Genomic DNA, 24,466 nt, shown 5'->3' with positions numbered 1-24,466 from the left:
GAAGGTCGGTCACGCTGACGCCGGTGCCAACTGCCGCCCAGCCTGCGCAGCCTATGGCTCGGTCGTCTCCGACTCCAGCCGTGTGCGGGTGGTCCGGTCGTACACGCCGGGTTCGTCCGCGTTGATGCCACGCGTCGTCTGGTAGGTGGTCACCGCGGTCTCGACGTTGGCGTCGTAGACACCGTCCGTGTCGTTGAGGTAGATCGCCAACTGGCGTAGCCGCAGCTGGAGTTCGAGGACCTCGTCGCCGTGGTCGCCGGGGCGCAGGACAGGGGTGGTGTCCTTGTCGTCGCCGCCGGGGGCCGGTGTGATCGTGCCGGTGGCCTGTGCGGTCGTCGGTGCCTGGGTCGGGGTGGCCGACCTGGACGGGGTCGCGGGAGGGGCCGCCGGTGTGGGCGAGAGGGTCGGGGTCGGGCTGAGGGACGGGGTGGGAGTGGGCGACGCCGACGCCGACGGCGTAGGACTGCTCGACGGGGTCGGGGACGCCGCGCTGGTCGTCGCCGCCGGCACACGCTCCCGTACCTCCTGGGCGGACGTGTCGTCCCGGGCCGGTTTGTCGTACGTGAACATCCCGACGGCCAGTCCGCCCGCCGCCAGTACGGCCACGACAGCTCCGGCCGCGCCGAGGAGCAGGACCCGGGGGCGACGGCCCGAACCGTCCAGCTGCTCGTTCTCGACGGAGTCGGTGGAGTCGGTGGAGGCGGTGGAGTCGGTGGAGGCGGTGTAGTCGGTGGAGTAAGCGGGGTAGGCCGGGGCACCCGAGGGCTGCGGTAAGGGCGGCAGCATGGTGGTCGCCGGTTCGTCCGTCCCCCAGGCGGGCTCCTGGATCGCCGCCATCGGCATCGTGACCTCGGCTGCCCCGTCGGGGGCCGGGTGCTCGGACGACGAGGGCGACGACGGCGACGCGGGCGAGGCAGGTGTTTCCGGGGTCAGTTCCACGTACGGGCGTATGCGCAGCGGGTCGAAGTCCTCCGCCGCCGCTGCCTCCGCCGACCGGTTCTCCAGGTGGGCGTCGGCCGCACGTTCGGCGCAGGCACAGGAGGGCGTGTTGTCGGCTCCCCGGGGCGCGCCGCACTCCGGACACACGTGCCCCTTCGGATCGTTCACTGCGTGTCGGTTCCTTCCCCGTACGAACCCCCGTGCGAATGTCCGAGGTTATCCAAAGCCTCTTCACACCTTCTCCCGGAAGCCCCCGGAATCCGGGGTTCCGGCGAATCTCATGAGGATTCGACAGGCCATAACAGGTCACACCGACCACGATGGGGGTGTCGCGAGAGTCACAGGAGGAGTTCATGGCCGCGGAAGCGCACGGCAGGGTGGGGGATGTCGCGGACGGGCGACCGGCGACGCGTGGGCCCGAACACGTGCCCGGGAACGTGCTCGTCTCCATCGGCGCCCTGCTGCTCGGCATGCTGCTCGCCGCCCTCGACCAGACCATCGTGTCGACCGCGCTGCCGACCATCGTCAGCGACCTGGGAGGCATGGACCACCTGTCCTGGGTGGTCACCGCCTATCTGCTCGCGTCGACCGCCGCGACCCCCCTCTGGGGCAAACTCGGCGACCAGTACGGCCGGAAACGGCTGTTCCAGGCCGCGATCGTCATCTTCCTGATCGGCTCCGCGCTGTGCGGCATGGCGCAGAACATGCCCCAGCTGATCGGCTTCCGGGCGCTCCAGGGGCTCGGTGGCGGCGGGCTGATGGTGCTGTCGATGGCGATCGTCGGGGATCTGGTCCCGCCGCGTGAACGGGGCCGCTACCAGGGCCTGTTCGGTGCCGTATTCGGCGCGACCAGTGTGCTCGGCCCGCTGCTCGGCGGCCTCTTCACCGAACACCTCAGCTGGCGCTGGGTGTTCTACGTCAACCTTCCCGTCGGCGCGGTCGCCCTCGCCGTGATCGCGACCGTCCTGCGCATCCCGCGCCGGTCCGCACGGCATGTCATCGACTACCTGGGCACCCTCCTCATCGCCTCAGTCGCCACCTGTCTGATCCTCGTCACCTCCCTCGGCGCCTCCTGGGGCTGGGGCTCGGCGCGGATCGTCGGCCTCGCGGTGCTGGGGGTCGTGCTCGCCGTCGTCTTCGTCCTCGTCGAGCGACGGGCGGCCGAACCCGTCCTCCCGCTCAAACTGTTCCGGCTGCGCACCTTCACCCTCACGGCCGTCATCAGCTTCATCGTCGGCTTCGCCATGTTCGGCGCGATGACCTATCTGCCGACGTTCCTGCAGGTCGTCCACGGTGTCTCCCCGACCATGTCGGGCGTGCACATGCTGCCGATGGTGCTGGGCCTGCTCGTCGCCTCCACCGTCTCCGGGCAGATCGTCAGCCGTACGGGCCGCTGGAAGGTGTTCCCCATCGCCGGCACCGGCGTCACCGCCCTCGGCCTCCTGCTGCTCCATCAGCTCGACGAGCACAGCTCCACCGGCGAGATGAGCGCGTACTTCCTCGTCTTCGGGCTGGGCCTCGGCCTGGTCATGCAGGTCCTGGTGCTGATCGTGCAGAACGCGGTCTCGTACGAGGATCTGGGCGTCGCCACCTCCGGCGCCACCTTCTTCCGCTCCATCGGCGCCTCCTTCGGCGTGGCCGTCTTCGGTACGGTCTTCGCCGGCCGCCTCGGCGACAAGCTCACCGACGCGTTCCGGGGCGTACGACTGCCCGCCGGGGTCTCGGCGGACGCCCTGGAGTCCGACCCGCGTGGCATCGCCGCCCTGCCCTCGGCACTGCGACCGCCCGCGCTGCACGCCTACGCGTCCGCCATCACCGATGTCTTCCTGTACGCCGTTCCGGTCGCCGTTCTCGGTTTCGTCCTCGCCTGGTTCCTGCGCGAGGACCGGCTGCGCGGCTCGGTGACCGCCCCCGACGTCACGGAGACCCTCGCCAGCAACCCGGTCCAGCGGTCGTCCTACGACGAGGTGTGCCGCGCGCTGTCCGTGCTCGGCACCCGCGAGGGGCGACGTGAGATCTACCGGACGATCACCGCACGGGCCGGCCTCGACCTGTATCCGGCGGCGAGCTGGCTGCTGCTGCGCATCCGGCGGTACGGCTGGGTGGAGCCCGCGGTCCTGGCCGAGCGCAGCCTCGTACCGCTGACCGTGATCATCGAGGCCGCCCGGCAGGTCGAGGAGCGCCGGCTCGCCGTACGCGAGGGCCTCGACCTGGTCCTCACGGACGCGGGGCACGAGACCGCCGAACGGCTCGCCGAGGCCCGTGAGGAGTCCCTGGCCGAGCTGCTGGGTGACTGGTGGGGCCCGGACCGTCCCACCGACCTGGTCCAGCTGGTGAAGCTGCTGAACGAGGAACTCTGCGGCTCGGACGCCGAACAGCCGCACAACGGCTCGGCGGACAGGCTCAGTTGAGGCTCTCCGGCCCGGCCGGGTCGCCCCGGTCGACCAGGGTCTTCCGGAACCAGTGTTCGGCGTACTCGCTGTCGTTGTAAGGCCCGGTCTCCGTGTAGCCGAGGTGTGCGTACAGGGCGCGTGCCTCGACCAGGTCGGAGCGGGTGTCCAGGACCAGGTGCCGGGCGCCGAGGGCCCGTGCGGCGTCCTCCGCCGCGGCCACCAGAAGGGCGGCGCCGCCCTTCCCTCGCATCCCCTCGTACAGGAAGACCCGGGTCAGCTCACCGGTCGTGGCGTCGAGGAGCCGTACGCCCGCGCTGCCGGCCGGCTCGCCGTCGTACCGGGCGACGAGCAACTGGCCGCCCGGCGGGGCGAGTTCGGCGCCCGACTGGGCCGAGACCTCGCGCTCCAGCTCGGCGGGCTCCGTGCGCCGGCCCTGGTGCAGGAGGTACCAGCGGTCGCTGACCTCCGTGTAGTACGCCCGCCAGAGCGCGGCGGCGACAGGGGAGTCGAAGGGTTCCGGGGCGATCGTCCAGGTCATGACCGGCATTCTCGGCAGCCGGCCCACCGGGTGCGCAACTCGATTACGCGTGACCTGCGGGTCCCGCCCCGGGCTGTTTGGGGAGCGACTTCCGGGCAACCCGGTGGATTAACCGGCCTGTTCGGACTGTCGGTCGGGTCGGTCGAGAAGTCGGTCGAGGAATCCGGAAGGCGTTCATGTCCACAGGAGTGCTCATCGTTCTGATCGTGCTCGTTGTCGCGGCCGTCGTCATCGGCGCGCTCGCCCTGAACCGGCGGGCCGCCGGCGCAAACGGTCCACGCAATCTGAAACGGCGCTTCGGGCCCGAGTACGACCGGGTCGTCTCCCGCCACGACGGGGACACCAAGGCTGCCGACCATGAACTCACCGAGCGTGTCCAGCGCCACGGCGACCTGCGGGAACGGCCGTTGGAGCCCGCCGAGCGCGAGCGGTTCGCGGCCCGCTGGACGGCCGCCCAGGAACAGTTCGTCGAGTCGCCGCACCAGGCGGTCGCCGACGCGGACCTGCTCCTCGCCGAGCTGGCCGGCGCCCGCGGCTTCCCCGACGGCGGCCAGTACGAGGAACAGTTCGCCGCGCTCTCGGTGCACCACGCCCAGCATGTGCACGGCTACCGGCGCGTGCACCACGCGGCTCGCGCGGAGCGGGCCGACACAGAGGAGATGCGCACGGCGATGATCGAGGCCCGAGCCTTCTTCGACGATCTGGTCGGCGAGGGGGAGCGGCCCCGGGCGAAGTCGAAGTCGCGACTCAATAAGCTTCAGTTGAAGGGGAGTTGACGCACATGACGGACATCGGCAAGCGCAACGCCAACATCAGCGGCAACACGACGAAACCGGACACCGGGCGGCTGGATCCGGAGCGGACGGCCGCCGAGAGGTCGGCTCACGAGAGGGCCACCGGTGAGCGGGCGACCGGCGAAAAGCCGTTCGGCGAACGGCTGCCCGGCGACAGGTCGCCCGGTGAACGGCTGCCCGGTGAAGGACCGGCCGGCGACCGTCCCACCGGTGTGAGGCCGCTCGGCGAGAAGGCCGAGGCCGGGAAGCCGGCCGGCGCTTCCGCCGTACCGCCGCCCGTAGCCGCCCCGGCGCCCACCCGGGCTCACGAGGGCCGGACGTCCCACGGGGCCGCGCTGCTCGCGCAGGACGAGCGGGACAAGCTCACCCTGCGGCTCCAGCACGCCGTCACCGGGTTCGTGGACGGCCCCCAGGAGTCCGTCGAGGAGGCCGACCGCGTACTGGAGGAAGTCACCGAGCGCTTCACGGAGGCGATCGAGCGCAGCCGCCGTACCGTGCGAGCCACCCTGCAGTCCACCGGTGGCACCGACGGCGGCGACACCGAGCGGCTCCGTCTCGCCCTGCGGGACTACCGCGAACTGGCGGAACGGCTGCTGCACAGCTGAGGCCTTCACCGCGCCCCGGGCCCGGTCACGGCCCAGGCCCCGGCGCGCAGGCCGAGGCTACGCACCACCCGTCTCCGCTCCGACTGCTACGCCTGTCCCGCCCGCGTCTCCCGCGCTTCCCGCCACTCGCGTACGACCTCGTCGACGTCGTACGGCTTCAGGCCCAGCGGGGGGCCGGGCGGGGGCTTGAACATCATGTCGCGGATCTTGACGTTGATCTCCGTCACGATCCGGCGGACCGCCCCCTCGGAAGGGGCCCGGCGCGCCGCCGCCAACGCGTCCTCCGCCTCCTTGCGCAGGGCCAGCGTCGGCGGCAGGACCGACAGCCCCTCGCGGGCCATTTTCTGCTTGACCCACCACAGTTCGTCGTACGACGTGTCAGGACCGTCGGACAGCGGCTTGCCCACACCGGGAAGCGCGGCGATCTCCCCGCGCGCCTCCGCCTCGCGGATCTGCCGGTCGACCCAGGACTCGAAACTCACACCGGGTGGTTTGCGTTCGGTCATGTGTCCATTGTGCCGGACCTGGCCCAAGGCGACGACGGGGCGATTTATCATGCGGCGGCGTACGGCAACATAGCTGGCGTACAGGGACTGTTCAGCAACGATTGGTCCGTGAGGACGGTCGGGTCACCTTCGGTGACCGTTCAGAAGGAGCGCACGTGCTCGAACTCACCATGGCTACCGTCTCCGGGACGGAAGCCGGCGCCACGGCCGGCATGCTCATGGCCGAGGCGCCCAGCGAACCGGGGGCCATCATGCGGGTGGGCCGGGACAAGGCGGTGTGCCGTCTCGTGACCCCCGACGACTGGCTGTTCGTCTCACGGGTCCACCTGGAGTTCCTGTGCGGCCCGGACAACACCTGGCACCTCTCCTGGCTGCAGGGCTCCCAGCCCGACCCGTCCTCCGAAGTCCGGCTGGTGGTCGGCGAGTACGCCCAGACCGTGCCGTACGGCGGAAGCGTGCCGTTGCCCCGGGGCGGTGCCGGAGAGATCATCGTCCAGGACCGCACCGGGCCGCGCAGTGTCAACGTGGGCTTCTACCACGAGGGTTGAGCACCGGCGGGCGGGGCCGGCGAGGTGTGCCGGCTACGCCACCACCCTCGCCAGCGCGAAGCCGTCGTACCCCTTGCTGCCCACCGTCTGCACCGCGGTGCCGCTCAACCTCGGGTGCTCGGCGATGAGTTGCAGAGCCGCGCGGGTGCCCCGGATGCTCGGGTCGGTGGAGTTCGCGTCGGCCACGGCGCCCCCGCGCACCACGTTGTCGACGATGATCAGGCTGCCCGTGGTGGTCAGCCGCAGGGCCCACTCCACGTAGTGCGGGTTGTTGGCCTTGTCGGCGTCGATGAAGACCAGGTCGAACGGCGCCGGGTTCTCGTCGGCCAGCTTGGGCAGCGACTCCAGGGCGGGGCCCGTCCGCACCTCGGTGATGGTGTCCAGGCCGGCCCGGGCGAGGTTGCGGCGGGCGATCTCGGCGTGCCTCTCGTCGTACTCCAGGGTGATCAGCCGACCGTCGGCGGGGAGCGCGCGGCCCAGCCAGATGGTGCTGTAGCCGCCTAGGGTGCCGATCTCCAGGATGCGGTGGGCGCCCTGGATCTGGGCGAGCAGCTGGAGCAGCTTGCCCTGGTTCGGGGCGACGCTGATGTGCGGCAGCCCCTCCGCGTCGCTGTCGCGCAGTGTCGCCTCCAGGACGTCGTCGGCCGGGGCGAGGAGGGTGGTGAAGTAGTCGTCGACGTCTTCCCAGCGCTGGGACTCGCTCATGAAAGTCGTGCCTTCCGTTCGGGACCGGGATGGGAGGTGCGGGGAGTGTGCCGAATCATTTGTAGCCCTCACGGATGACCAGGTCGGTGATCCGCGCCTCGTCGAGTTCGTAGACCGTCTCACCGGCCCGGGGGTCGCGGGCGTGCAGCGTGTGGAACAGCGGGCTGTGCGGCGAGCCCAGGTCGACGAGCGTGGCCGAGGCCCCGCGCACCGCCCGTTCCGTGCCCGCCGGGCCGGTCAGGTCGATCCGGTTGACCACTCCAGGCGTCACCCACACGGGCACCGCCTCCAGGTACCCCATGATCTGCAGATGGAAGTGGCCGCACAGGATCAGCCGTACGTCGCTACCCCGGACCGCGTCGGCCAGGTCCTCCCGGTTGCCGAGCCCCATCGCCCGCTGGAGGGCTGTGCCGAGGTCGACCGGCGGATGGTGCAGCACGACGGTCGTGCCGTGTGCCGCCGGGGTGCGCAACAGCTCGCGCAGCCAGTCGAGTTGGGCGGCGCCGAGATATCCGTACACCTTGCCCGGCACGAGCGAGTCGAGGGTGACGATCCGATGCCCGCCGACCGTGCTCGACGCCGCCAACTCGCCGTCGGGGGAGGTGAGGCGGGCTTCGGCCCGGTCTTTGCCGGCCGGGTCCAGATGCCCGCTGCCCAGGACCTTGGCGAAGGCGCCGCGCTCGTCGTGGTTGCCGGTGGCGCAGAACACGGGGATGCCCCGCTCCCGGGCGAACGCGCCCACGAGGTCCCGTACGACCGCGTACTCCTCGGGTGCCCCGCTGTCCGCGAGATCCCCGCTGACGACGACGGCCCCGAGGCCCGTGAGACGCGAGACGTCGGTGAGTATCCGACGCAGTGACGCGGTGGGGTCGACGCCGTGGCGGGCGGGTGCGCCGGCGTGGTCGATGTGGGTGTCCGACAGATGAAGGATCCGCATCCCCGCGACGCTACTCCCGCCCGGACGGGCCATGGTCGTCCTGGGCGGACCTCGTCCGATCCGGCCTGAATCAACGCAGGACCGAAGGCAGGACCGAATGCAGGACATAATGCAGGACTGAATGCAGGACAAAAGGTAGATGTCCCTCAGGTGGAGAGGGGGGTTGCTCGCGTCTCTCACAGAAGGCAGTGCGATTCTCTAAACATTCGTACAGGATGAGACGCGTGGGACAAAAGGTGCCCACGGGGTGTACGGGGCAGATGTGGCGGGAGGCCTACGAGGCGTGGCAAACGCGGAACACGGTGGTGGAGCGGGAGGTGCCTTCGGAACGGGCGCCGCCGGGACGGTGCGGGCACGGCTGAAAGTGGCTCGTGCGGCGCTCTGGCTCATCGTCGCCGTCCTGGCGGTCAGACAGGTGGCCGCCGTCCTCAGCACCCCGAAGGCGGACCGGCTGACCGACCTGGAGACCTGGGTCGGGCCCGACGGCGTGCTGCATGTGAAGGGCTCGCTCTACGACTCCACGCAGTTCACCGGCACCCCCTTCGGCGGGCTCGTCCTCAAGCCGCTCACCCGGGCCGCCGAGCAGGCCCTCGGCTGGGGCTGGACCTTCGGCACGCTGCTGCTGGTCGTCGCTCTCGGCGTGATCGCCGCCCGCGCCCTGCCGGCGCCCGTGGCCCGACGCACCTCGCTGCTCGCCGCGCCCGTCGCGATCAGCCTGTTGATGCTGTCGCTGCCCGTGCGCAACACCCTCCACCTCGGCCAGACCAGCATCATCCCCGTCCTGCTGGTCCTCCTCGGCTGCTTCGTCGCACGCGAGGAACGCGCCGCGGGCGCCCTCATCGGCCTCGCCGCGGCCCTCCAGCCCACCGTGCTGCTGTTCGCGCCGCTGCTGTGGTTCACCGGCCGGCGCCGGGCGGCCGTCTCCGCCGGGATCACCTTCGCCGCCTGCACCGCGCTCGCCTGGGTCGCGATGGCGGACGACTCGTACACCTACTGGGTCCACCACCTGGGCGGGGCCGGGCTCGGCGGCGCCGCCGACGACCTCGCCAACCAGTCCCTGCACGGCGCCCTGCTGCGGCTGGGCTTCGACGGCCCCCTCGAGATCGGCCTGTTCCTGGCGCTCGGCGCGGGTGTCGCCGTCCTCGGCCTGCGCCGGGCGGTGCGCTACGCCCAGGACGGTCAGCTGCTGCTGGCGGTCGCGATCACCGGCTGCGCCGCCGTCGCGGTCTCGCCCACGACCTGGCAGCACCAGCTGCTGTGGGTGCTGCTCGCGGTCGTCGGCCGGGTCGGCAAGCGCGCCTCCGACCGCTACATGTGGCCGGTCGCCGTCATCATCGTGATGACGCTGCCCGCCAAGATGGTCATCCCGAACGCGGCCGTGCTCCACCCGGTCCGTGACAACGTCGTGCTGCTGGCCGCGGTCGCCGCCGCCACCTTCGTACCCTTCCTGTCCCGGGCCTCGGAGCACTACCGCTCACCGGTCCCCACGGACTACGCGCCGCCGGTACCCGCGCGCTTCCGCCGCGTTCCGCTGCTGCCCTTCCTGCGCCGGGTGCTCACCCGCCCGAACCTCCTCCTCGAACTGATACTGATCCGGGTCACGTACGCCGCCTACCAGAAGGTCCGGCTCGCCGCGACCGGCGGGACGACCACCGGTGGCCGGTCCACCGCCGAGGCGCACGGGCACCAGATCCACGACATCGAGAAGTTCCTGCACATCGACATCGAGCACTGGGTCAACCACACGGTCGTGCGGATCGGCTGGATGCGGAACTTCTTCGACTTCTACTACGAGTCGTTCCACTTCGTCGTGCCGCTGGCCGTGCTCGGCGTCCTGTACTGGCGCCGCCCCGTCGACTACCGCTGGGCCCGCTCCTCCCTCGGCTTCGCCACGCTGCTCGCCCTCGTCGGGTTCTGGCTCTACCCGCTGGCGCCGCCGCGTCTGATGCCGGGCCTCGGCATCATCGACACCGTGCACGGCGTCCAGGACTTCTCCAAGCCGGACTACGGGACGCTCACGGCGCTCACCAACCAGTACGCCGCGATGCCCTCGCTGCACTTCGGGTGGTCGCTGTGGTGCGGGCTCGTCATCGCGATCGTGGCGCCGAAGGGGTGGATGAAGGTGCTGGGGCTGCTGCATCCGCTGTTCACGGTGTCCGCGATCGTCGCCACGGGGAACCACTGGGTGCTGGATGCCGTCGGCGGGGCCGCAGTGGTTTTCGCGGGGTTCGGCTTGTCGTACCTGTTCATGGGGCCGCGGGCTCGCGTGGTTGTGCGGGTCGCGGAGGGTGATGGTGAGCGGTCGGGGGCTGTGCAGGATGGTGCGCTGAAGTAGTTCGTCGGCTGCGGGCCCGTGGCGGCTGGTCGCGCGGTTCCCCGCGCCCCTTATACGTGAGCCCGGACCAGAATGCGCAGGCACGCGATCGGGTCGTCCCGTACCGGGCGGCGGAGGACCGCCGCGCCCATCGCTGTCGCCCGGCGCAGGCGCTGGGCGTGCAGGAGGATCACGAAGCGGGTCAACGGGCGCTGTTCCTCCGGGAGTTCGTCGATGATCCGGGTGGCCTCGCGGAGGGTCGCGTAGGCCGTCTCCGCGGTCGCGGAGAGCAGGGAGCGGACGCCGGGGAGGTCTCGGCCGCGCTCCAGGTCGGACCGTACGACGCCGTGTTTCTCCAGGTCGTCGGTGGGGAGGTAGAGGCGGCCCTCGCCCAGGTCCTCGGCCAGGTCGGTGAGGAAGTCGGTGCGCTGGCAGGCGTCGGCGAGCAGGCGGCAGCTGTCCGCGAAGGCCGGGCTGCCGCCGCCCGGCATCGACAGGCCCGAGGTGATCATGAGGAACGGCCAGGTGAGTGTGTCGATGTACGCCTGGTAGTCGTCCTCGGTCGTGAACCCGGCGAAGTCCAGGTCGATCTCGGCCCCGACGAGGTACGAGTCGACCCAGGAGCGCGGCAGTTCACGTGCCTCGGCGGTGTGCAGGAAGGCCCGCAGCAGGGGGTGGCGGGCGGTTCCGGTGTCCAGAGCCGTGCGCACCTGCTCGGCCCAGCCCGCGTAGCGCTGCGTGCGCTCCGCCACCGTGCCCCGGTCGCACAGGTCGTCCGTGAACGACGCGAACGCGTATCCGGCGAGGATGTGGGGCTGGAGGCGGGCGGGGATCAGCAGCCGTACCGCCAGATGTCCGGCGGGTTCCCGGCTCAGCATGAACTGCTTGGCCTTCAGATAAGCGGCGCGGTCCGAACCGCCGGTCACTCCCGCCGCGTCCAGACAACGTTGCCAGGATCGCACCGGCACGCCTCACCGTCGTAGTTGCAGTTGCCTTCGCAGTCTACGGCGGGTGCTGGGCGGAGGCAGGGGCGGGGCGTGGATGCGCCCCTGCCTCACGTGGGGACGGGCCGGCGACGCCGGGATGCCGCCGGCCCGAGTATGCGACAGGGCCGCGGGCTAGCCCGCGCTCACCTGGAGTTCCTTGACGCCGTTGACCCAGGCCGAGCGCAGCCGGCGCGGGTCGCCGACCAGGGTGAGGCCCGGCATGGCGTCGGCGAGGGCGTTGAAGATCAGGTTGATCTCCATGACGGCCAGGGACTTGCCGAGGCAGAAGTGCGGGCCTCCGCCGCCGAAGCCGAGGTGCGGATTGGGGTCGCGGGTGATGTCGAAGACGTCCGGGGAGTCGAAGACCTCGGGGTCGCGGTTGGCGGAGGAGTAGAACAGGCCGACGCGGTCGCCCTCCTTGATCTTCTGGCCGCCCAGCTCCGTGTCCTGGGTGGCCGTTCGCTGGAAGGAGACGATGGGGGTCGCGAAGCGCACGATCTCCTCGGCGGTCGTGGCCGGGCGTTCGCGTTTGTACAGCTCCCACTGGTCGGGGTGGGTGAGGAAGGCGTGCATGCCGTGGGTGATGGCGTTGCGGGTCGTCTCGTTGCCCGCGACGGCCAGCATCAGCACGAAGAAGCCGAACTCGTCCGAGGCGAGGTTGCCTTCGTCCGCCGCGGCCACCAGCGTGGTGACGATGTCCTTCGCCGGGCACTGCTTGCGGTCGGCGGACATGTTCATGGCGTAGGCGATGAGCTCCATGGCCGACTCCTGGCCGACCTCCTCGGTGATCGCGTACTCCGGATCGTCGTACGAGATCATCTTGTTGGACCACTCGAAGATCCGGAGGCGGTCCTCCTGCGGGATGCCGATCAGCTCCGCGATGGCCTGGAGGGGCAGTTCGCAGGCGACCTCGGTGACGAAGTCGAAGGGGCCGTTGCGGGCGGCGGCGTTCGCGGCGATGGCGAGCGCGCGGTTTCGCAGGTTGTCCTCCAGGGCACGGATCGCGCGCGGAGTGAAGCCGCGCTGCACGATCTGGCGGACACGGGTGTGCTCGGGCGGATCCATGTTGAGCAGGATCAGCCGCTGGGCGTCGATCGCGTCGCGCTCGATGCGCTCGTTGAAGCGGATGATCGCCGTGTTGGTGGTGGAGGAGAACAACTCCGGATGTGTGGACACGTACTTGACGTCCGCGTGCCGGGTGACAGCCCAGTAGCCGTCGTCGGCGAAGCCCGCGATGCCGGGGCGCTGGGGCACCCAGTGGACCGGCTCGGTGGCGCGCAGCTCGGCGAACTCCGGGAGAGGTACGCGGTGTTGCAGCACGTCAGGGTCGGTGAAGTCGAACCCTTCGGGCAACGCGGGGCAGGGTGCCATCAAAAACTCCCGTCATCCGAACAGTATCTGACGGTCCATCAGGAATGAGTGGGTGTCGAGAAGGTAGTAACGGGTTCCAGAAGAGGCAAGGGGTGCGACACCCCGAATTCCGGGCACCGCTCGTGTTATCGGGCGCTGCAAGGGGGTTGCGGTGCCGGACGGGCCGTCAGCAGACTGCAGGCAGAACTAGAACGCGTACTAGTTCTGCGTGGCGGGTGGCCGGGACGCCCGCGCCGCGCGGGTGCCCTGAGGAGAGGAACTCCCCACCATGGCCGCGGAACCCGTGATCGTCGAAGCCGTACGCACTCCCATCGGCAGGCGCGGCGGCGCGCTCGCCAACCTCCACCCCGCCTACCTGCTGGGCGAGACCTACCGCGAACTCCTGGGCCGCACCGGCATTCCCGCCGACTGCGTCGAACAGATCGTCGGCGGCGCGGTCACTCAGGCCGGCGAACAGTCCGCCAACCCCGCCCGCACCGCATGGCTGACCATGGGCCTGCCGTACGAGACCGCGGCGACGACGGTCAACGCCCAGTGCGGCTCCTCGCAGCAGGCCTCGCACATGGTCGCCAACATGATCGCGGCGGGTGTCATCGACGTCGGCATCAGCTGCGGGGTCGAGGCGATGTCGAGGGTGCCGCTGGGATCGGCGTCCAAGCACGGCCCCGGGAAACCGTTCCCGGAGGAGTGGAACGTGGACCTGCCCAACCAGTTCGAGGCGGCGGAACGGATCGCCCGCAGGCGTGAGCTGACCCGCGACCACGTCGACGCGCTGGGGCTGCTCTCCCAGGAACGGGCGGCGGTCGCCTGGGCGGAGGAACGGTTCAAGAGGGAGACCTTCGCCGTCCAGGTGCCGACGACGGAGGAGGAACAGGGCGCCGGGCAGGGCATGTGGCGGCTCGTCGACCGGGACGAGGGGCTGCGGGACACGTCGATCGACGCGCTGGCCTCCCTGAAGCCGATCATGCCGACCGCTGTCCATACGGCGGGCAACTCGTCCCAGATCAGCGACGGTTCGGCCGCGATCCTCTGGGCGTCGAAGCGGATGGCACGGGCGCTGAAGCTGCGGCCGAGGGCGCGGATCGTGGCCCAGGCGCTGGTGGGGTCCGACCCGCACTTCCATCTGGACGGTCCGATCGACGCGACCCGGGCTGTGCTCGGCAAGGCGGGTATGACGCTGAAGGACATCGACCTGATCGAGATCAACGAGGCGTTCGCCTCCGTGGTGCTGAGCTGGGCGCAGGTCTTCGAACAGGACCTGGACAAGGTGAACGTGAACGGCGGGGCCATCGCCCTCGGGCATCCGGTCGGGGCGACCGGGGCCCGCCTTATCGCCACGGCACTGCACGAACTGGAGCGCGTGGACAAGGAGTTCGCGCTGATCACCATGTGTGCGGGCGGGGCACTGGCGACGGGAACGATCATCCAGCGGTTGTGAACGCGGGCAGCGAGCCCCGACGGGGGTGACGGCGCCCGACCGGCCGCACCGGGTACACGACGCGCTGCGCGACCGTGTCCCGGGCCGGGTGGGCCCGTCACCTCCGCGATCCGTAGGTGTGTGATCGGCCCACCTCCCGGTGGCGGCTCCGGACGGCCAGGCTTGGTGGCACAGCAATGGAGTTCGCGAGCCGGGGGATCACGTGAACGCAGAAGCCACCATCCAACGCCGGGCCACAAGCCGTCACACTCACCGACAACCAGACCTGCCCAGCGCCCAGTTGTGCTCCGAACTGTTCGAGTCGCTGCCGAGAAGCGACCAGCGGCTCAAGGCGCGGCAGTATCTGACCGGGCTGCTGGCGGTGCCGGGGCGCAAGTCCATCCGGAACATCGCCGCGCTCGCCGCCCGCGCCGCACTCGCCGACGACAGCGCGGTCGAGCAGGGTCTGCATCACTTCATCAGCAGTTCCACCTGGGACTGGGACCCGATACGTACAGCCCTGGCCACCCGTGCCGGCGCGGTACGTCCGCCGCTCGCCTGGGTCGTACGGCCACTGTTCGTCGCCAAGGCCGGTGAGCACTCGGTCGGTGTGGCGCGCCAGCCGGCGCCCGAGCGGGGACAGGAACTCAACGGACAACTGGCCTTCGGAGCCTGGGCCGCCGACGACCGGGTGAGCGTTCCCGTGCAGTGGCGGCTGCGGCTGCCCGAGCTCTGGCTCACCGACCCGCGTCGGCGCCGGCGGGCCGAGATCCCCGACAGCGCCCGGGCGGAGAGCCTCGACGAGTGCGCCACCGCCACCGCCCTCAGCGTCCCGGGACTCTGGGAGGCGCCGACGCGACCCGTCGTACTGGACCTGCCGCCGGAGAACCTCCACGGCGTGCTGGACGCCTTCACCAAGGCCAGGGTCCCGCTGCTCACACGGGTGCGCGGGAACACCCGGCTGACCGTGGCCGACCGGACGCTGCCCGGGTACCGGGCCGGTGCCGCCCCGGCGCGGCAGATCATGGAGTCGCTGCGGGGACTGCGCCGCCCGGTGTCGTGGCGGGAACCGGGCGTCGGTGCCACGGGCCGCCGTACCTCTCTCGTGGCGGCGGTCCGGGTACGGCTTCCCCGGCCGGGCTTCGGGGCCGGCGTCCGTACGAGGACCGCCGGGCCGCCGACCGCCCTGGTGCCGCAGTCGCCGACCGAACTGCTTCTGATCGCCGAGTGGCGCGACGGCGGGACGGCCTCGCCCGACCTCTGGCTGGCCGCACCGGCCTCGACCTCGGCGTTCTCGTCCGTCGGCGATGTGCTGCGGCTCGCGCGTCTGACACGGCGCGTCGCCCTGGACGAGGAGCGGATCGGGGAACGGGTCGGTATGCGGGACTTCGAGGGACGTTCGTTCAGCGGGTGGCACCGCCACATGACGCTCGCCTCCGCCGCGCACGCCGTGACCGCGCTGGCGGACGCGGCCGATCCGGTGGACGACGAGTCGCTCTACACGCGGGTGCTCTCGGCCTGAGCGCCGGACCGGTCGGTCTGCCGGTGGTTCAGGGTGCGCCGGGCCCGGTGCAGGCGCAGGGCCAGCTGGATCTCCAGCGCCCGCTCCGGCTCCTGCCAGCCGGCGCCGAGGAGTTCGGTGATGCGTTCCAGACGCCGGGAGACCGTGTTCGGGTGCACGTGCAGCGCCGAGGCGGCGTGGGTCGGGCTGGCCGAGGAGGCGAAGTACGCCTCCAGGGTCCGGGTCAGTTCGGTGAAGCGCTGCACGTCGTAGTCCAGGACGGGGCCGATCACCGTCGCCACGTAGTCGTCGACCCCGCGGGTCTCCGAGAGGAGCACACCGAGGAAGCCCATCTGCTGCGGGGTCGCGACACCGCCCAGGTTGCCTAGCTCGGTGAGCGCCTCCAGGCAGCTGAGCGCCTCGCGGTGGGCCTGCGCCACCTGGTCGGGGCCCACGACGGGTCCGGCCGCGCCGATCGTGACGAGGTGTCCGAGGAGCGGCGACAGTTCCCTGGACACGGCGTCGGCGGCGGCGGCCGGGTCCTCGCCGGGCAGCAGGAGCCGTACGCAGCCGTCGTACACCTTCATGAGCCCGGACGTGCGGTGCGCGTACGACGAGGCCCAGGCCGCCGTTCTGCTCGCCGAGCCCGGGGTGCCGCCCTCGGGGCGAGCGACCACCATGACGTGGGGTTCGTCGATGGCTATGCCCAACCGGCGTGCGCGCGGGGTGAGTTGACGGGGCAGTGGGCGGACGCCGCTGAGCAGCTCGTCGAAGAGTTCGTCGCGGATCTGGTCGTGGGCCACGACCGTGGTGCGCTGCATGAGCTGGATGAGGGCCACCGACCGCGCGGTCAGCTGGAGCAGACGGACACCGAAGCCGTCCGTGAGCGGCTCATCGGGGATCAGCACGATCGCGCCGAGGTTCTCGCAGCCGGCGGTGACCGGTGCGACCCAGCCGCCGTGCGTGGGCATCGGCACCGGACGGCCCGCGGCGTGGGCGTCGTACGTCCAGCCGCGGATGTCGTCCTCGGCGAGGTCGGGCAGGGTGCCGATCTCGACGACCGGGCGTCCCACGCAGTCGCGGACGGCCAGCGAACCCGTCAGGTCCTGGACGGCCGCCTCGGCGAGGGTCTGCGGATCACAGCCGTTCAGGACCAGGTCGATCAGATGGATGTAGGACTCCTCGACGCGGCGCTGCGCGTCGAGACTGCTGCGGGCCCGTGAACTGTCCCGTTCGGCTTCGGCGACCTCGGCCCTGGTCTCCTCCAGCAGCCGTGCGCGCTCGATGGCGACGGCCGCCAGATTGCCCAGCGAGCGCATGAGGCTGATCTCGTCCGGCGAGAAGTGCCGCACGGTCCGGTTGGCGCCGTAGAGCGTGCCGAAGGCCGTCGTGCCGTAGCCGAGGGGCACCGCCACGACGGCGTGCAGGCCCTCGGCCCGTACGACCGAGTCGATGTCGAAGGAGTGCGGGAGCCGCTCGTCTGAGAGGTAGTCGGAGGTCCAGGCCGGTGCCCGGGTCGACTGGACGAGGCTGCCGATACCGGAGTCGTCGCTGGTCCTGAGACCCACGCTGAGCGAGGTGGTCTGGCCCTCGGCGACCCTGATGTACGAGCAGCCGTCCTCCTCGTCGCGCAGCCCGATGTAGGCCATGTCGAAGTTCAGCAGACGGCGAGCCCGGCGGGCTATCTCGTGCAGCAGGGTGTCCAGGTTCCGCACCAGCGTGAGGTCGTGGGCCGTGTCGACGAGCGCGGCGAGCCCGGCCTCCCGCTGCTGGGCGTGGCTGAACAGGGAGAGCACCCGGAAGGCCAGCCTGACGGCGTCCTCCAGCTCGGCGAGGGTCTCCGGGGAGGCGTTCTCGCGCCGTGCGGTGCGCAGGAGTTCCTCGAACCGCGCCGCCGGTGCCCCCTCCGCGAGCAGCCCCAGGACGGACAGCGCGGTCGCGTCGGTGGCTGGCTCAGGCGGCTCCCCTGGCATTGCCGACCCCTCTGATCAAGGGCCATGTCCCCCCAGTACCTCTGGCACGTCCCTTCGGGAGGCTAACTTCCTGGCCGTGGGGGCAGCAACCCGACGCCGGTGTGATGTGTTCCGCCGGTGTAGGGCCGGATCACCATGATCCGCCTTCGGATGTGTGGCCGGAGCACCTGTCGCACCTGCGGTAGTTCAGGGAAAGATCGCCCCGGGTACCCATTACGGTGCCTGCCACGGGGGAGAGGGACGTCGAGTCGTCATGTCGGAAACCCAGAGCCATCTGCGCTCACTCGCACGCAGCCGGGACTCCATGCTGCCGGAGAACCGGCCCGGGGTCTTCTCGCTGCGCGGGCGTGAGTGGGACCTCCTCGACTCGGTCTTCGCACCGCTGCACGCCGGTACGACCGAGATCGTGCTGGACCTCATGGAGCAGGCCCAACTCCCTTGGCGCGGCGCGTTCCTGGAGGTGGGGTGCGGTACCGGCGTCGTCGCCGTGACGGCGGCCCTCGCGGGCTGTGCGCCGGTCGTCGCCTCCGACATCAACGCGGAAGCCGTGGAGAACGCCGCGCTCAACGCACGACGGCACGGGGTGGCCGACCGCGTCCGGGCCGTGCACAGCGACCTCTTCGCACAACTGCCGCCCGGGCAGCGCTTCGACACGGTCGTCTGGAGCTCGCCGTACGTCCGGGCGCCGGAGGACTTCCGGTTCGGGGCGGTCCTGGAGCGGGCCTACGTGGACCCGGGGTACCGGGCCCACCGCCGGTACGTGGACGAGGCGCCTCGCCGGGTGACGGACGAGGGCCGGGCTCTGCTGCACTTCAGCAGCAGGGGGGACCTGGACGGGCTGCACCGGATCGGCGCCGAGACGCGGCGGCAGCTGCGACCGCTGGCCAAGCTCGACGTGCTCGACCGGGGAGACGTGGTCGAGCATCTGCTGCTGGAGATCCGGGCGGACGACGAGAACTAGGTCAGGCGCCCGGGTTCGCCGCGACCGCTGTCACCAGTTCGCCCCACACCGTCAACTCCCGTTCGTGCTCGGCCTGTTCCAGCTCGTGGGCGACCGATTCCACGGTGACGCCCGCCTGTTCGAGGGCGTCGAAGACGGCGCAGGCCGCCGCACGGGAACCTGACAGGGTGTCACCACGCAGTCTCCCGTGCTGGTTCAGCGCCAGCGCTTCGAGCGCCGGCTGCGGCAGGGCGTGCAGGGTCATCCAGGCGATGAGGTGGGAGATCTCCGGGTCCTCCGAGGGCTCGGGGTCTCCCCGGTCCGCCGCGCCCTCGCTGGTCCACAGCAGGCGCTGCGGACGGGCGCCCCGCGCCACCAGCTCGCGCCAGCGCGGGCACCCGAGGCTCTCCTCGTAACGGCGGTAGACGAGCCGTGCCGTGGCCGTTCCGGCCCGTCCGCGCAGGGCGTCGGCGACGGACGGGTCCGCCGTGCCGGCCAGCCGGGAGTCGACCCGGGCGCCGAGCGTGCCGACGTCCAGGGAGACGAGCGAGCTGACGTCGGACGCGGCGATGCCGCCCGCCGTGGCCCGTTCCAGGCCACGGAAGTAGACGTCCACCGCCCGCGCGTACCGGTCCACGGAGAAGACGGACGTGACGTGCACGCCGATGCCGCCGGCGAGCAGGTCACCGGCGGCGACCAGACCCCGGGGGGTCGCGGGGACCCGGATCAGTACGTTCGGCCGGCCCACCGACGCCGCGAGCCGCCGCGCCCGGTCCGTCAGTGCCGCCGCGTCCGACGCCAGCGAGGGCGCCACACCGACGGAGACCCGGCCGAGCATGCCGTCCGTCGCCCGGAAGACGGGGTCCAGCAGGGCGCAGGCCCGCCGGGCATCCTCGGCGAGGAGGCCGTAGACGCGTTCCTCCGCGCATGCCGTGTGTCCGGTGTGTTCGTCCGGGTGTTTCTCCGAGAGGGGAGGGCGCCGCTCCCCGTACGCACCGGTGTCCGCCGTCATCGCGCGCATTAGGGCCGCCGGCCGGGACACGGCTCCGGTGACCAGACCGTCGGCCACCATCCGGCGCAGGCTGCCGTCGGCCAGCTGACCACGGTGGAAGTCGTCGAGCCAGAGATGGACCCCCTCCGCCGTGAGCTGGTTCAGAACACCGCCGACTGCCGAACATGGCCGTGTGGACAAGGCTGCCTCCGTCCGTGGACAGCCGGAATTCTAGGACCGTATTCGAGGTCGGGGCACCTGACAAAGTATTCGCGCGGAGTTGCCGTCCGTTCCGGAAAGTGCTCCAGAACGGCACCTGACAAACTAATACCGCCCGCGTTGCCGCCGACGGCGGGCGCGTGTGAATCTCCCGGGAGAGCAGATGGCCGGACGGCCGAAACCGACTTCTGTGTTCTCCGGAGGAAAACCTTGACCACAGTGTTCGACGGACGGTCGCCGCTGATCCGCCGCGAGGGTGAGGGGGTCGCCCGGCTCTGGGGAAAGGGCTCCGTGGTCACCACCAAGCTCACCGCCGAGGAGACCGGCGGCGCGCTCGGCATCACCCACTTCAGCGCCGTGGCCGGGGAACGGGCGGCCCGCCACACCCATACCGCCGAGGACGAGATCTTCATCGTCGAGGGTGGCGAGGTCGTCCTCACGGTCGGCGACCGCACCGAGACCGTCAACGGCTCCGGCGTGCTGTTCCTGCCGCGAGGCATCCCGCATTCCTACCTCGTGGAGAGCGAGACAGCCCGCTTCTACGTGATCACCACACCCGGCGGATTCGAACGCTTCTTCTCGGAAACCGGTTATCCGACCCGTCTGGGAAAGTCCGCGCCGGTCGGCGATTCATGGTCGGTGGACCGGACCCAGGAATTCGCGCAGAACCTCGGACTCGGCCTCGTCTGGGGCGACTGACCGACGAGAAGCGATGACCGGGCGATGACCGGGCAATGACCGGGAGATGACCGGGCGACGGCCGGGCGATCACGAAACGACGACTGAGCGACTATGCAGAAAGAGACCGCGAGTTTCATGAAAAGACGCAGTGTTCTGACCGGTACGGCCGCCGCCGCGATAGGCGCCGCCGCCTTCGAAACCGCGCCCGCGGCGACGGCGGCGACCGCCTCTCCCACGGCTGCCGCCACCGCGGCCGACGCCGTCACCGTCCTCCCCTCGGACCCCCGCTACGCCGACCTCGTCGTCGGCAACAACGCGCGCTGGGTCGGCCGCCCCGACTCCGTCCGGCTCGTCAGGACGACCAAGCAGGTCGTGCGGGCCGTGCAGGAGGCCGTGGACGCGGGCAAGCGGATCTCGGTCCGCAGCGGCGGCCACTGCTACACGGACTTCGTGTTCAACCCGGACGTCCGGGTCGTCATCGACACCTCGCTGCTCGACACCGTCTCCTACGACGAAAGCCGCCGGGCCTTCGAGGTCGGCGCGGGGGCCACCCTCCTCCACATCTACGAGTCCCTGTTCAAGGGCTGGGGCGTCACCATCCCCGGCGGCATGTGCTACTCGGTCGGGGCGGGCGGCCACATCAGCGGCGGCGGGTACGGGATGCTGTCCCGCCGGCACGGACTGACCGTCGACCACCTGTACGCCGTCGAGGTCGTCGTCGTGGACGCCGCCGGCAAGGCCCGCAGCGTGGTCGCCACCCGCGAGGCCGACGACCCCCACCGCGACCTGTGGTGGGCGCACACCGGCGGCGGGGGCGGCAACTTCGGCATCATCACGCGGTACTGGTTCCGCAGCCCCGGTGCCACCGGCACCGACCCCTCGGCCCTGCTCCCCAGGCCGCCGAAGGAGGTGCTGGTCAGCGCGATGGCCCTCCCGTGGAGCGAGCTGGACAAGGACGCGTACACCGCCCTCGTACGGAAGTTCGGGGCCTGGCACGAGAAGAACGCCGGAGCCGACTCCGCCGCCGCCTCGCTGTGCAGCTTCCTGATGATGAACCACCGGGCGAACGGCGCCGTCGGACTGCTCACCCAGGTCGACGCCACCGTGCCGGGCGCGGAGCGGGTGCTCACGGACTTCCTCGCCGAGATCACGTCCGACCTGTCCGAGGGCGCCGCGCGTCCGATGTCCGAGCCCGTCGGTGAACTGGGCGCGCTGCCCGAGCTGTTCACCCCGCAGCGGCTGTCGTGGCTGACCTCGGTGAAGCTGCTCGGCACGAGCAACCCGACCCTGACCAACCCGACGCTGCGCGGCCACCACAAGTCGGCGTACCTGCGCCGGAACGTCACCGACGCGCAGGCCGCGTCGATGTACCGGCACCTGACCCGCACCGACCACCAGAACCCCGCTTCCATGGTCGTCCTGCTCTCCTACGGCGGGAAGATCAACACCGTCGCCTCCGGGGACACGGCCGCCGCCCAGCGCGACTCGGTCTTCAAGGGGCTCTTCCAGAGCTTCTGGGGCGACACCGAGGCCGACGACGCGAACATCTCCTGGGTGCGTGACGTCTACGGCGAGGTCTTCTCGGCCACCGGCGGCTACCCGGTGCCGGGCGCGGCCACGGACGGCTGCTACATCAACTACCCGGACGCGGACATCGCCGACACCCGGCAGAACACGACGGGCGTGCCCTGGTACACGCTCTACTACAAGGGCAACTACCCGCGTCTCCAGCGGATCAAGGCCGTCTACGACCCGCGGAACATCTTTCGGCACTCGCAGTCCATCGCCCTTCCCGACCAGACGTGAGGCGACCCGTGCAGCAGCATGACGTCAAGGAGACAGGGACCGCGGCCGAGCCGGTGGGCACCCGGCCGCACACGAGGGGGGCCTTCGCCCTGCTCGCCTCGGTCCAGTTCGCGCTCATTCTCGCGATGAGCGTTCTCAACGTCGTACTCCCGGACATCCAGCGGGAGTTCGACGCGAGCGGTGCCGAACTGGCCCTGCTCGGCGCGTCGTACGGCATGTCGTTCAGCGGACTTCTCCTGCTCGGCGGCCGGTTGGCCGACCTGTACGGCACCCGGCGGATGTTCCTCACCGGAACCCTTGTGTTCGGGGCGAGTTCGGCACTGGCCGGGGTGTCCACAGGGCTGTGGATGCTGCTGGCGGCACGCTTCGTGCAGGGCGCCGGCGCGGCACTGGCCGTACCGGCCGCCATGGCGCTGGTGGGTGTCCTGCACCGGGAACCCGCCAAGTACGCCCGTGCCATGGCCTTCTGGGGCGGTCTCGCCGCGTCCGGCGGTACCGCGGGCATGCTCCTGTCGGGGCTCGTCTCCTCCTGGGACAACTGGCGCTGGGCGTTCGCCCTGCCTGTCGCGGTGGCGGCCCTGGCACTCGCCCTGGCCCCCCGGCTCGTCCCCGAGGGACCGGCGCCGCGCGGCGGCAGGCTGGACATCCTGGGCGCCGTCCTGGTCACCGCCGGGATCGCCCTGCTCAGCTACGGACTCGTCGAGGCACCCGGACGCGGCTGGACCTCCCCCGTGGCGCTCGGCGCCCTGGGCGGCGGCACCGTACTGCTGCTGGGCTTCGTCGTCACCGAGTCCCGGGTGCCGCAGCCGCTGCTGCCGCTGTCCTTCCTCGCCTCGCCGCGCCGGGCGGTCGCTCTGTTCGCGGTCTTCCTGGGGGCCACGGGCATCACCACGATCTTCTTCATGCTCGCCCTCTACTTCCAGCAGGTGCGCGGCTATTCGGCCCTGGAGACCTCGGCGGCGTTCGTGCCCTTCGGGCTCACCCTGGTCGCCAGCGGCATGACCGTCGGCAGCCTGGTCCAGCGCTTCGGGCCGCGCACGGTCCTGGTCGCGGGGCTGGTGATCACCGGCCTCGGCCTCGGCACACTGAGCACCATCGGCGCGGACACACCGTACGTCGGTGCCGTACTGGCCGGGCTGCTGCTCTTCCCCGCCGGAGCTGCCCTCGTGTTCGCCTCGTCGACCGTCGCCGCGACCGCCGACGTCCCGCAGGAACAGGCGGGACTGGCCGGTGCCGTGGTCAACACCGCCCTGGAGGCGGGACCGGCGGTCGGCCTCGCCGTACTGGTGACGCTGGCCGCCGGTCACACGGCGGACCTGGACCACACCGGCGGCGCCGCGGCCTCGGCCCAGGCGGCCGGATACGGCTTCGCCATCGGTGTCGCCGCGGCGGCGTTCGCGGCGGCGGCCCTCTGCGCCTTCTTCCTGCTGCGCTCCCGCCCGCGGACGCCGCCCACCCCGAACACCACCCCGAACACCACCCCGACCCCCACCCCGACCCATGAGGAGTACCCCCTATGACCGCCCGTTTCAAAGGCAAGGTCGTCGTCGTCACCGGAGCCGGCTCCGGCATCGGCCGGGCCAGCGCCCGGGCCTTCGCACGCGAGGGCGCGACCGTGGTCGTCGCCGGAGTGCGTCCGGAGTCGATCGAGGAGACCCTGCGCCTCGTCGAGGAGGACGGCGGCACCGCCACCGCCCTCGTCGCCGACGTCAGCCGGCCCGAGGACATGGCCCGGCTGGTGCGGGAGACCGTCGAGCGCCACGGCGCCCTGGACGTCGCGCACAACAACGCGGGCATCTTCGGCAAGCCGGCCCCGGTCGCGGACCTCGACCTGGCCGTCTGGCAGTCCGTGCTGGACGTCAACCTGACCGGCGTACTCCTGTCCATGCAGCAGGAGATCGCGTACATGCGGGAGCACGGCGGCGGCGCCATCGTGAACACGGCGTCCAACATCGGCTACCACGGCCGACGCCCCGGCATGGCCGCCTACGCGGCCTCCAAGGCGGCCGTCAGCACCCTCACGCGCGTCGCCGCCCTGGACCACATCAAGGACAACGTCCGTATCAACGCCGTCAGCCCCGGCGCAACCGACACCACCATGTCGCTGCGCCCCGGCGAGACCGACGCCGACCGGGCCGCCCGGCTGGCCTCGGTGGTGCCGATCGGGCGCGTCGCGACGACGGACGAGATCGTCGCCGCCGTGCTGTGGCTGGCGTCCGACGAGGCGAGCTTCGTCGTAGGCCAGGACCTCGTCGTCGACGGCGGCGTCACTTCCTGACGTACCTTCTGTTTCCGTCCGGGG

At 71.1% G+C, this 24,466-nt stretch carries 21 protein-coding genes; 12 read left to right on the top strand and 9 right to left on the bottom strand.

The window, feature by feature from the left end:
• Positions 1-51: 51 nt before the first annotated feature.
• Positions 52-1,107: a peptidoglycan-binding domain-containing protein gene (locus tag STRTUCAR8_RS23985; RefSeq protein WP_006378550.1), complete on the bottom strand. Its 1,056-nt coding sequence runs from the start codon at positions 1,105-1,107 to the stop codon at positions 52-54.
• 185 nt (positions 1,108-1,292) lie between these two features.
• On the opposite strand from STRTUCAR8_RS23985, the gene STRTUCAR8_RS23980 reads away from it, so the two are divergent.
• Positions 1,293-3,350, top strand: a complete 2,058-nt coding sequence (locus STRTUCAR8_RS23980; RefSeq protein ID WP_006378535.1) for an MDR family MFS transporter — start codon at positions 1,293-1,295, stop codon at positions 3,348-3,350.
• Here the strand turns inward: STRTUCAR8_RS23980 and STRTUCAR8_RS23975 are convergent.
• On the bottom strand, positions 3,343-3,879 hold the full coding sequence (locus STRTUCAR8_RS23975; RefSeq protein ID WP_044472766.1) for a GNAT family N-acetyltransferase: 537 nt from the start codon (positions 3,877-3,879) through the stop codon (positions 3,343-3,345). The two genes, STRTUCAR8_RS23980 and STRTUCAR8_RS23975, sit on opposite strands and share 8 nt — an antisense overlap.
• Positions 3,880-4,046: 167 nt before the next feature.
• Between STRTUCAR8_RS23975 and STRTUCAR8_RS23970 the strand changes: the two genes are divergently transcribed.
• Positions 4,047-4,646, top strand: coding sequence for a hypothetical protein (locus STRTUCAR8_RS23970; RefSeq protein WP_044472765.1), 600 nt, complete (start codon positions 4,047-4,049; stop codon positions 4,644-4,646).
• 5 nt (positions 4,647-4,651) lie between these two features.
• The gene (locus STRTUCAR8_RS54415) at positions 4,652-5,269 is read left to right on the top strand and encodes a hypothetical protein (RefSeq protein WP_006378541.1); all 618 of its coding nucleotides are present in this window, start codon (positions 4,652-4,654) and stop codon (positions 5,267-5,269) included.
• Between the two features lie 86 nt (positions 5,270-5,355).
• Here the strand turns inward: STRTUCAR8_RS54415 and STRTUCAR8_RS23960 are convergent, their stop codons facing one another.
• Entirely contained in the window at positions 5,356-5,775 is a 420-nt protein-coding gene (locus STRTUCAR8_RS23960) for a DnaJ family domain-containing protein (RefSeq protein ID WP_006378548.1), read from the bottom strand.
• A 155-nt stretch (positions 5,776-5,930) separates the two neighbouring features.
• On the opposite strand from STRTUCAR8_RS23960, the gene STRTUCAR8_RS23955 reads away from it, so the two are divergent.
• On the top strand, positions 5,931-6,323 hold the full coding sequence (locus tag STRTUCAR8_RS23955) for an FHA domain-containing protein (RefSeq protein ID WP_006378544.1): 393 nt from the start codon (positions 5,931-5,933) through the stop codon (positions 6,321-6,323).
• Positions 6,324-6,356: 33 nt separating this feature from the next.
• On the opposite strand, the gene STRTUCAR8_RS23950 is transcribed toward STRTUCAR8_RS23955, so the two are convergent.
• Together STRTUCAR8_RS23950 and STRTUCAR8_RS23945 are read right to left on the bottom strand one after the other, a co-directional pair.
• Complete coding sequence (locus STRTUCAR8_RS23950; RefSeq protein WP_006378542.1) at positions 6,357-7,028, bottom strand: O-methyltransferase; 672 nt, start codon at positions 7,026-7,028, stop codon at positions 6,357-6,359.
• A 55-nt stretch (positions 7,029-7,083) separates the two neighbouring features.
• Complete coding sequence (locus STRTUCAR8_RS23945) at positions 7,084-7,965, bottom strand: metallophosphoesterase (RefSeq protein ID WP_006378538.1); 882 nt, start codon at positions 7,963-7,965, stop codon at positions 7,084-7,086.
• A gap of 283 nt (positions 7,966-8,248) precedes the next feature.
• On the opposite strand from STRTUCAR8_RS23945, the gene STRTUCAR8_RS23940 reads away from it, so the two are divergent.
• Positions 8,249-10,300: a bifunctional glycosyltransferase 87/phosphatase PAP2 family protein gene (locus STRTUCAR8_RS23940; RefSeq protein ID WP_044472764.1), complete on the top strand. Its 2,052-nt coding sequence runs from the start codon at positions 8,249-8,251 to the stop codon at positions 10,298-10,300.
• Between the two features lie 50 nt (positions 10,301-10,350).
• On the opposite strand, the gene STRTUCAR8_RS23935 is transcribed toward STRTUCAR8_RS23940, so the two are convergent.
• Positions 10,351-11,241 (bottom strand): phytoene/squalene synthase family protein, encoded by an 891-nt coding sequence (locus tag STRTUCAR8_RS23935; RefSeq protein ID WP_044472763.1) that lies wholly within the window; start codon positions 11,239-11,241, stop codon positions 10,351-10,353.
• A 156-nt stretch (positions 11,242-11,397) separates the two neighbouring features.
• On the bottom strand, positions 11,398-12,636 hold the full coding sequence (locus STRTUCAR8_RS23930) for a cytochrome P450 (protein ID WP_006378536.1): 1,239 nt from the start codon (positions 12,634-12,636) through the stop codon (positions 11,398-11,400).
• A gap of 268 nt (positions 12,637-12,904) precedes the next feature.
• Here STRTUCAR8_RS23930 and STRTUCAR8_RS23925 point away from each other — a divergent pair, with 268 nt between their 5' ends.
• On the top strand, positions 12,905-14,074 hold the full coding sequence (locus STRTUCAR8_RS23925) for a steroid 3-ketoacyl-CoA thiolase (RefSeq protein WP_006378552.1): 1,170 nt from the start codon (positions 12,905-12,907) through the stop codon (positions 14,072-14,074).
• Between the two features lie 220 nt (positions 14,075-14,294).
• On the top strand, positions 14,295-15,575 hold the full coding sequence (locus STRTUCAR8_RS23920) for an IS701 family transposase (protein ID WP_044472767.1): 1,281 nt from the start codon (positions 14,295-14,297) through the stop codon (positions 15,573-15,575).
• On the opposite strand, the gene STRTUCAR8_RS23915 is transcribed toward STRTUCAR8_RS23920, so the two are convergent.
• Complete coding sequence (locus STRTUCAR8_RS23915; RefSeq protein ID WP_006378533.1) at positions 15,551-17,527, bottom strand: helix-turn-helix domain-containing protein; 1,977 nt, start codon at positions 17,525-17,527, stop codon at positions 15,551-15,553. The genes STRTUCAR8_RS23920 and STRTUCAR8_RS23915 overlap by 25 nt on opposite strands.
• A 253-nt stretch (positions 17,528-17,780) precedes the next feature.
• On the opposite strand from STRTUCAR8_RS23915, the gene STRTUCAR8_RS23910 reads away from it, so the two are divergent.
• Entirely contained in the window at positions 17,781-18,488 is a 708-nt protein-coding gene (locus STRTUCAR8_RS23910; protein ID WP_006378539.1) for a 50S ribosomal protein L11 methyltransferase, read from the top strand.
• 1 nt (position 18,489) lies between these two features.
• On the opposite strand, the gene STRTUCAR8_RS23905 is transcribed toward STRTUCAR8_RS23910, so the two are convergent.
• Entirely contained in the window at positions 18,490-19,659 is a 1,170-nt protein-coding gene (locus STRTUCAR8_RS23905; RefSeq protein ID WP_006378537.1) for a transaldolase family protein, read from the bottom strand.
• Between the two features lie 237 nt (positions 19,660-19,896).
• On the opposite strand from STRTUCAR8_RS23905, the gene STRTUCAR8_RS23900 reads away from it, so the two are divergent.
• From STRTUCAR8_RS23900 to STRTUCAR8_RS23885, 4 genes are all read left to right on the top strand, one after another.
• Entirely contained in the window at positions 19,897-20,376 is a 480-nt protein-coding gene (locus STRTUCAR8_RS23900; protein WP_006378546.1) for a cupin domain-containing protein, read from the top strand.
• Between the two features lie 117 nt (positions 20,377-20,493).
• The gene (locus STRTUCAR8_RS23895) at positions 20,494-22,164 is read left to right on the top strand and encodes an FAD-binding oxidoreductase (RefSeq protein ID WP_199791705.1); all 1,671 of its coding nucleotides are present in this window, start codon (positions 20,494-20,496) and stop codon (positions 22,162-22,164) included.
• 8 nt (positions 22,165-22,172) lie between these two features.
• Positions 22,173-23,684 carry an MFS transporter gene (locus STRTUCAR8_RS23890; RefSeq protein ID WP_006378545.1) on the top strand — a complete coding sequence of 504 codons (1,512 nt, stop codon included), beginning with the start codon at positions 22,173-22,175 and terminating at the stop codon, positions 23,682-23,684.
• Positions 23,681-24,442: an SDR family NAD(P)-dependent oxidoreductase gene (locus STRTUCAR8_RS23885; protein ID WP_006378547.1), complete on the top strand. Its 762-nt coding sequence runs from the start codon at positions 23,681-23,683 to the stop codon at positions 24,440-24,442. The genes STRTUCAR8_RS23890 and STRTUCAR8_RS23885 overlap by 4 nt, the downstream gene beginning before the upstream one ends.
• The last annotated feature ends 24 nt before the right edge of the window (positions 24,443-24,466 follow it).

It is taken from the genome of Streptomyces turgidiscabies Car8 (genome assembly GCF_000331005.1).
Classification (GTDB): Bacteria; Actinomycetota; Actinomycetes; order Streptomycetales; family Streptomycetaceae; genus Streptomyces; species Streptomyces turgidiscabies.
The sequence above is the reverse complement of the archived record's forward strand: the minus strand, read 5'-3'. Positions and strand labels throughout refer to the sequence as shown.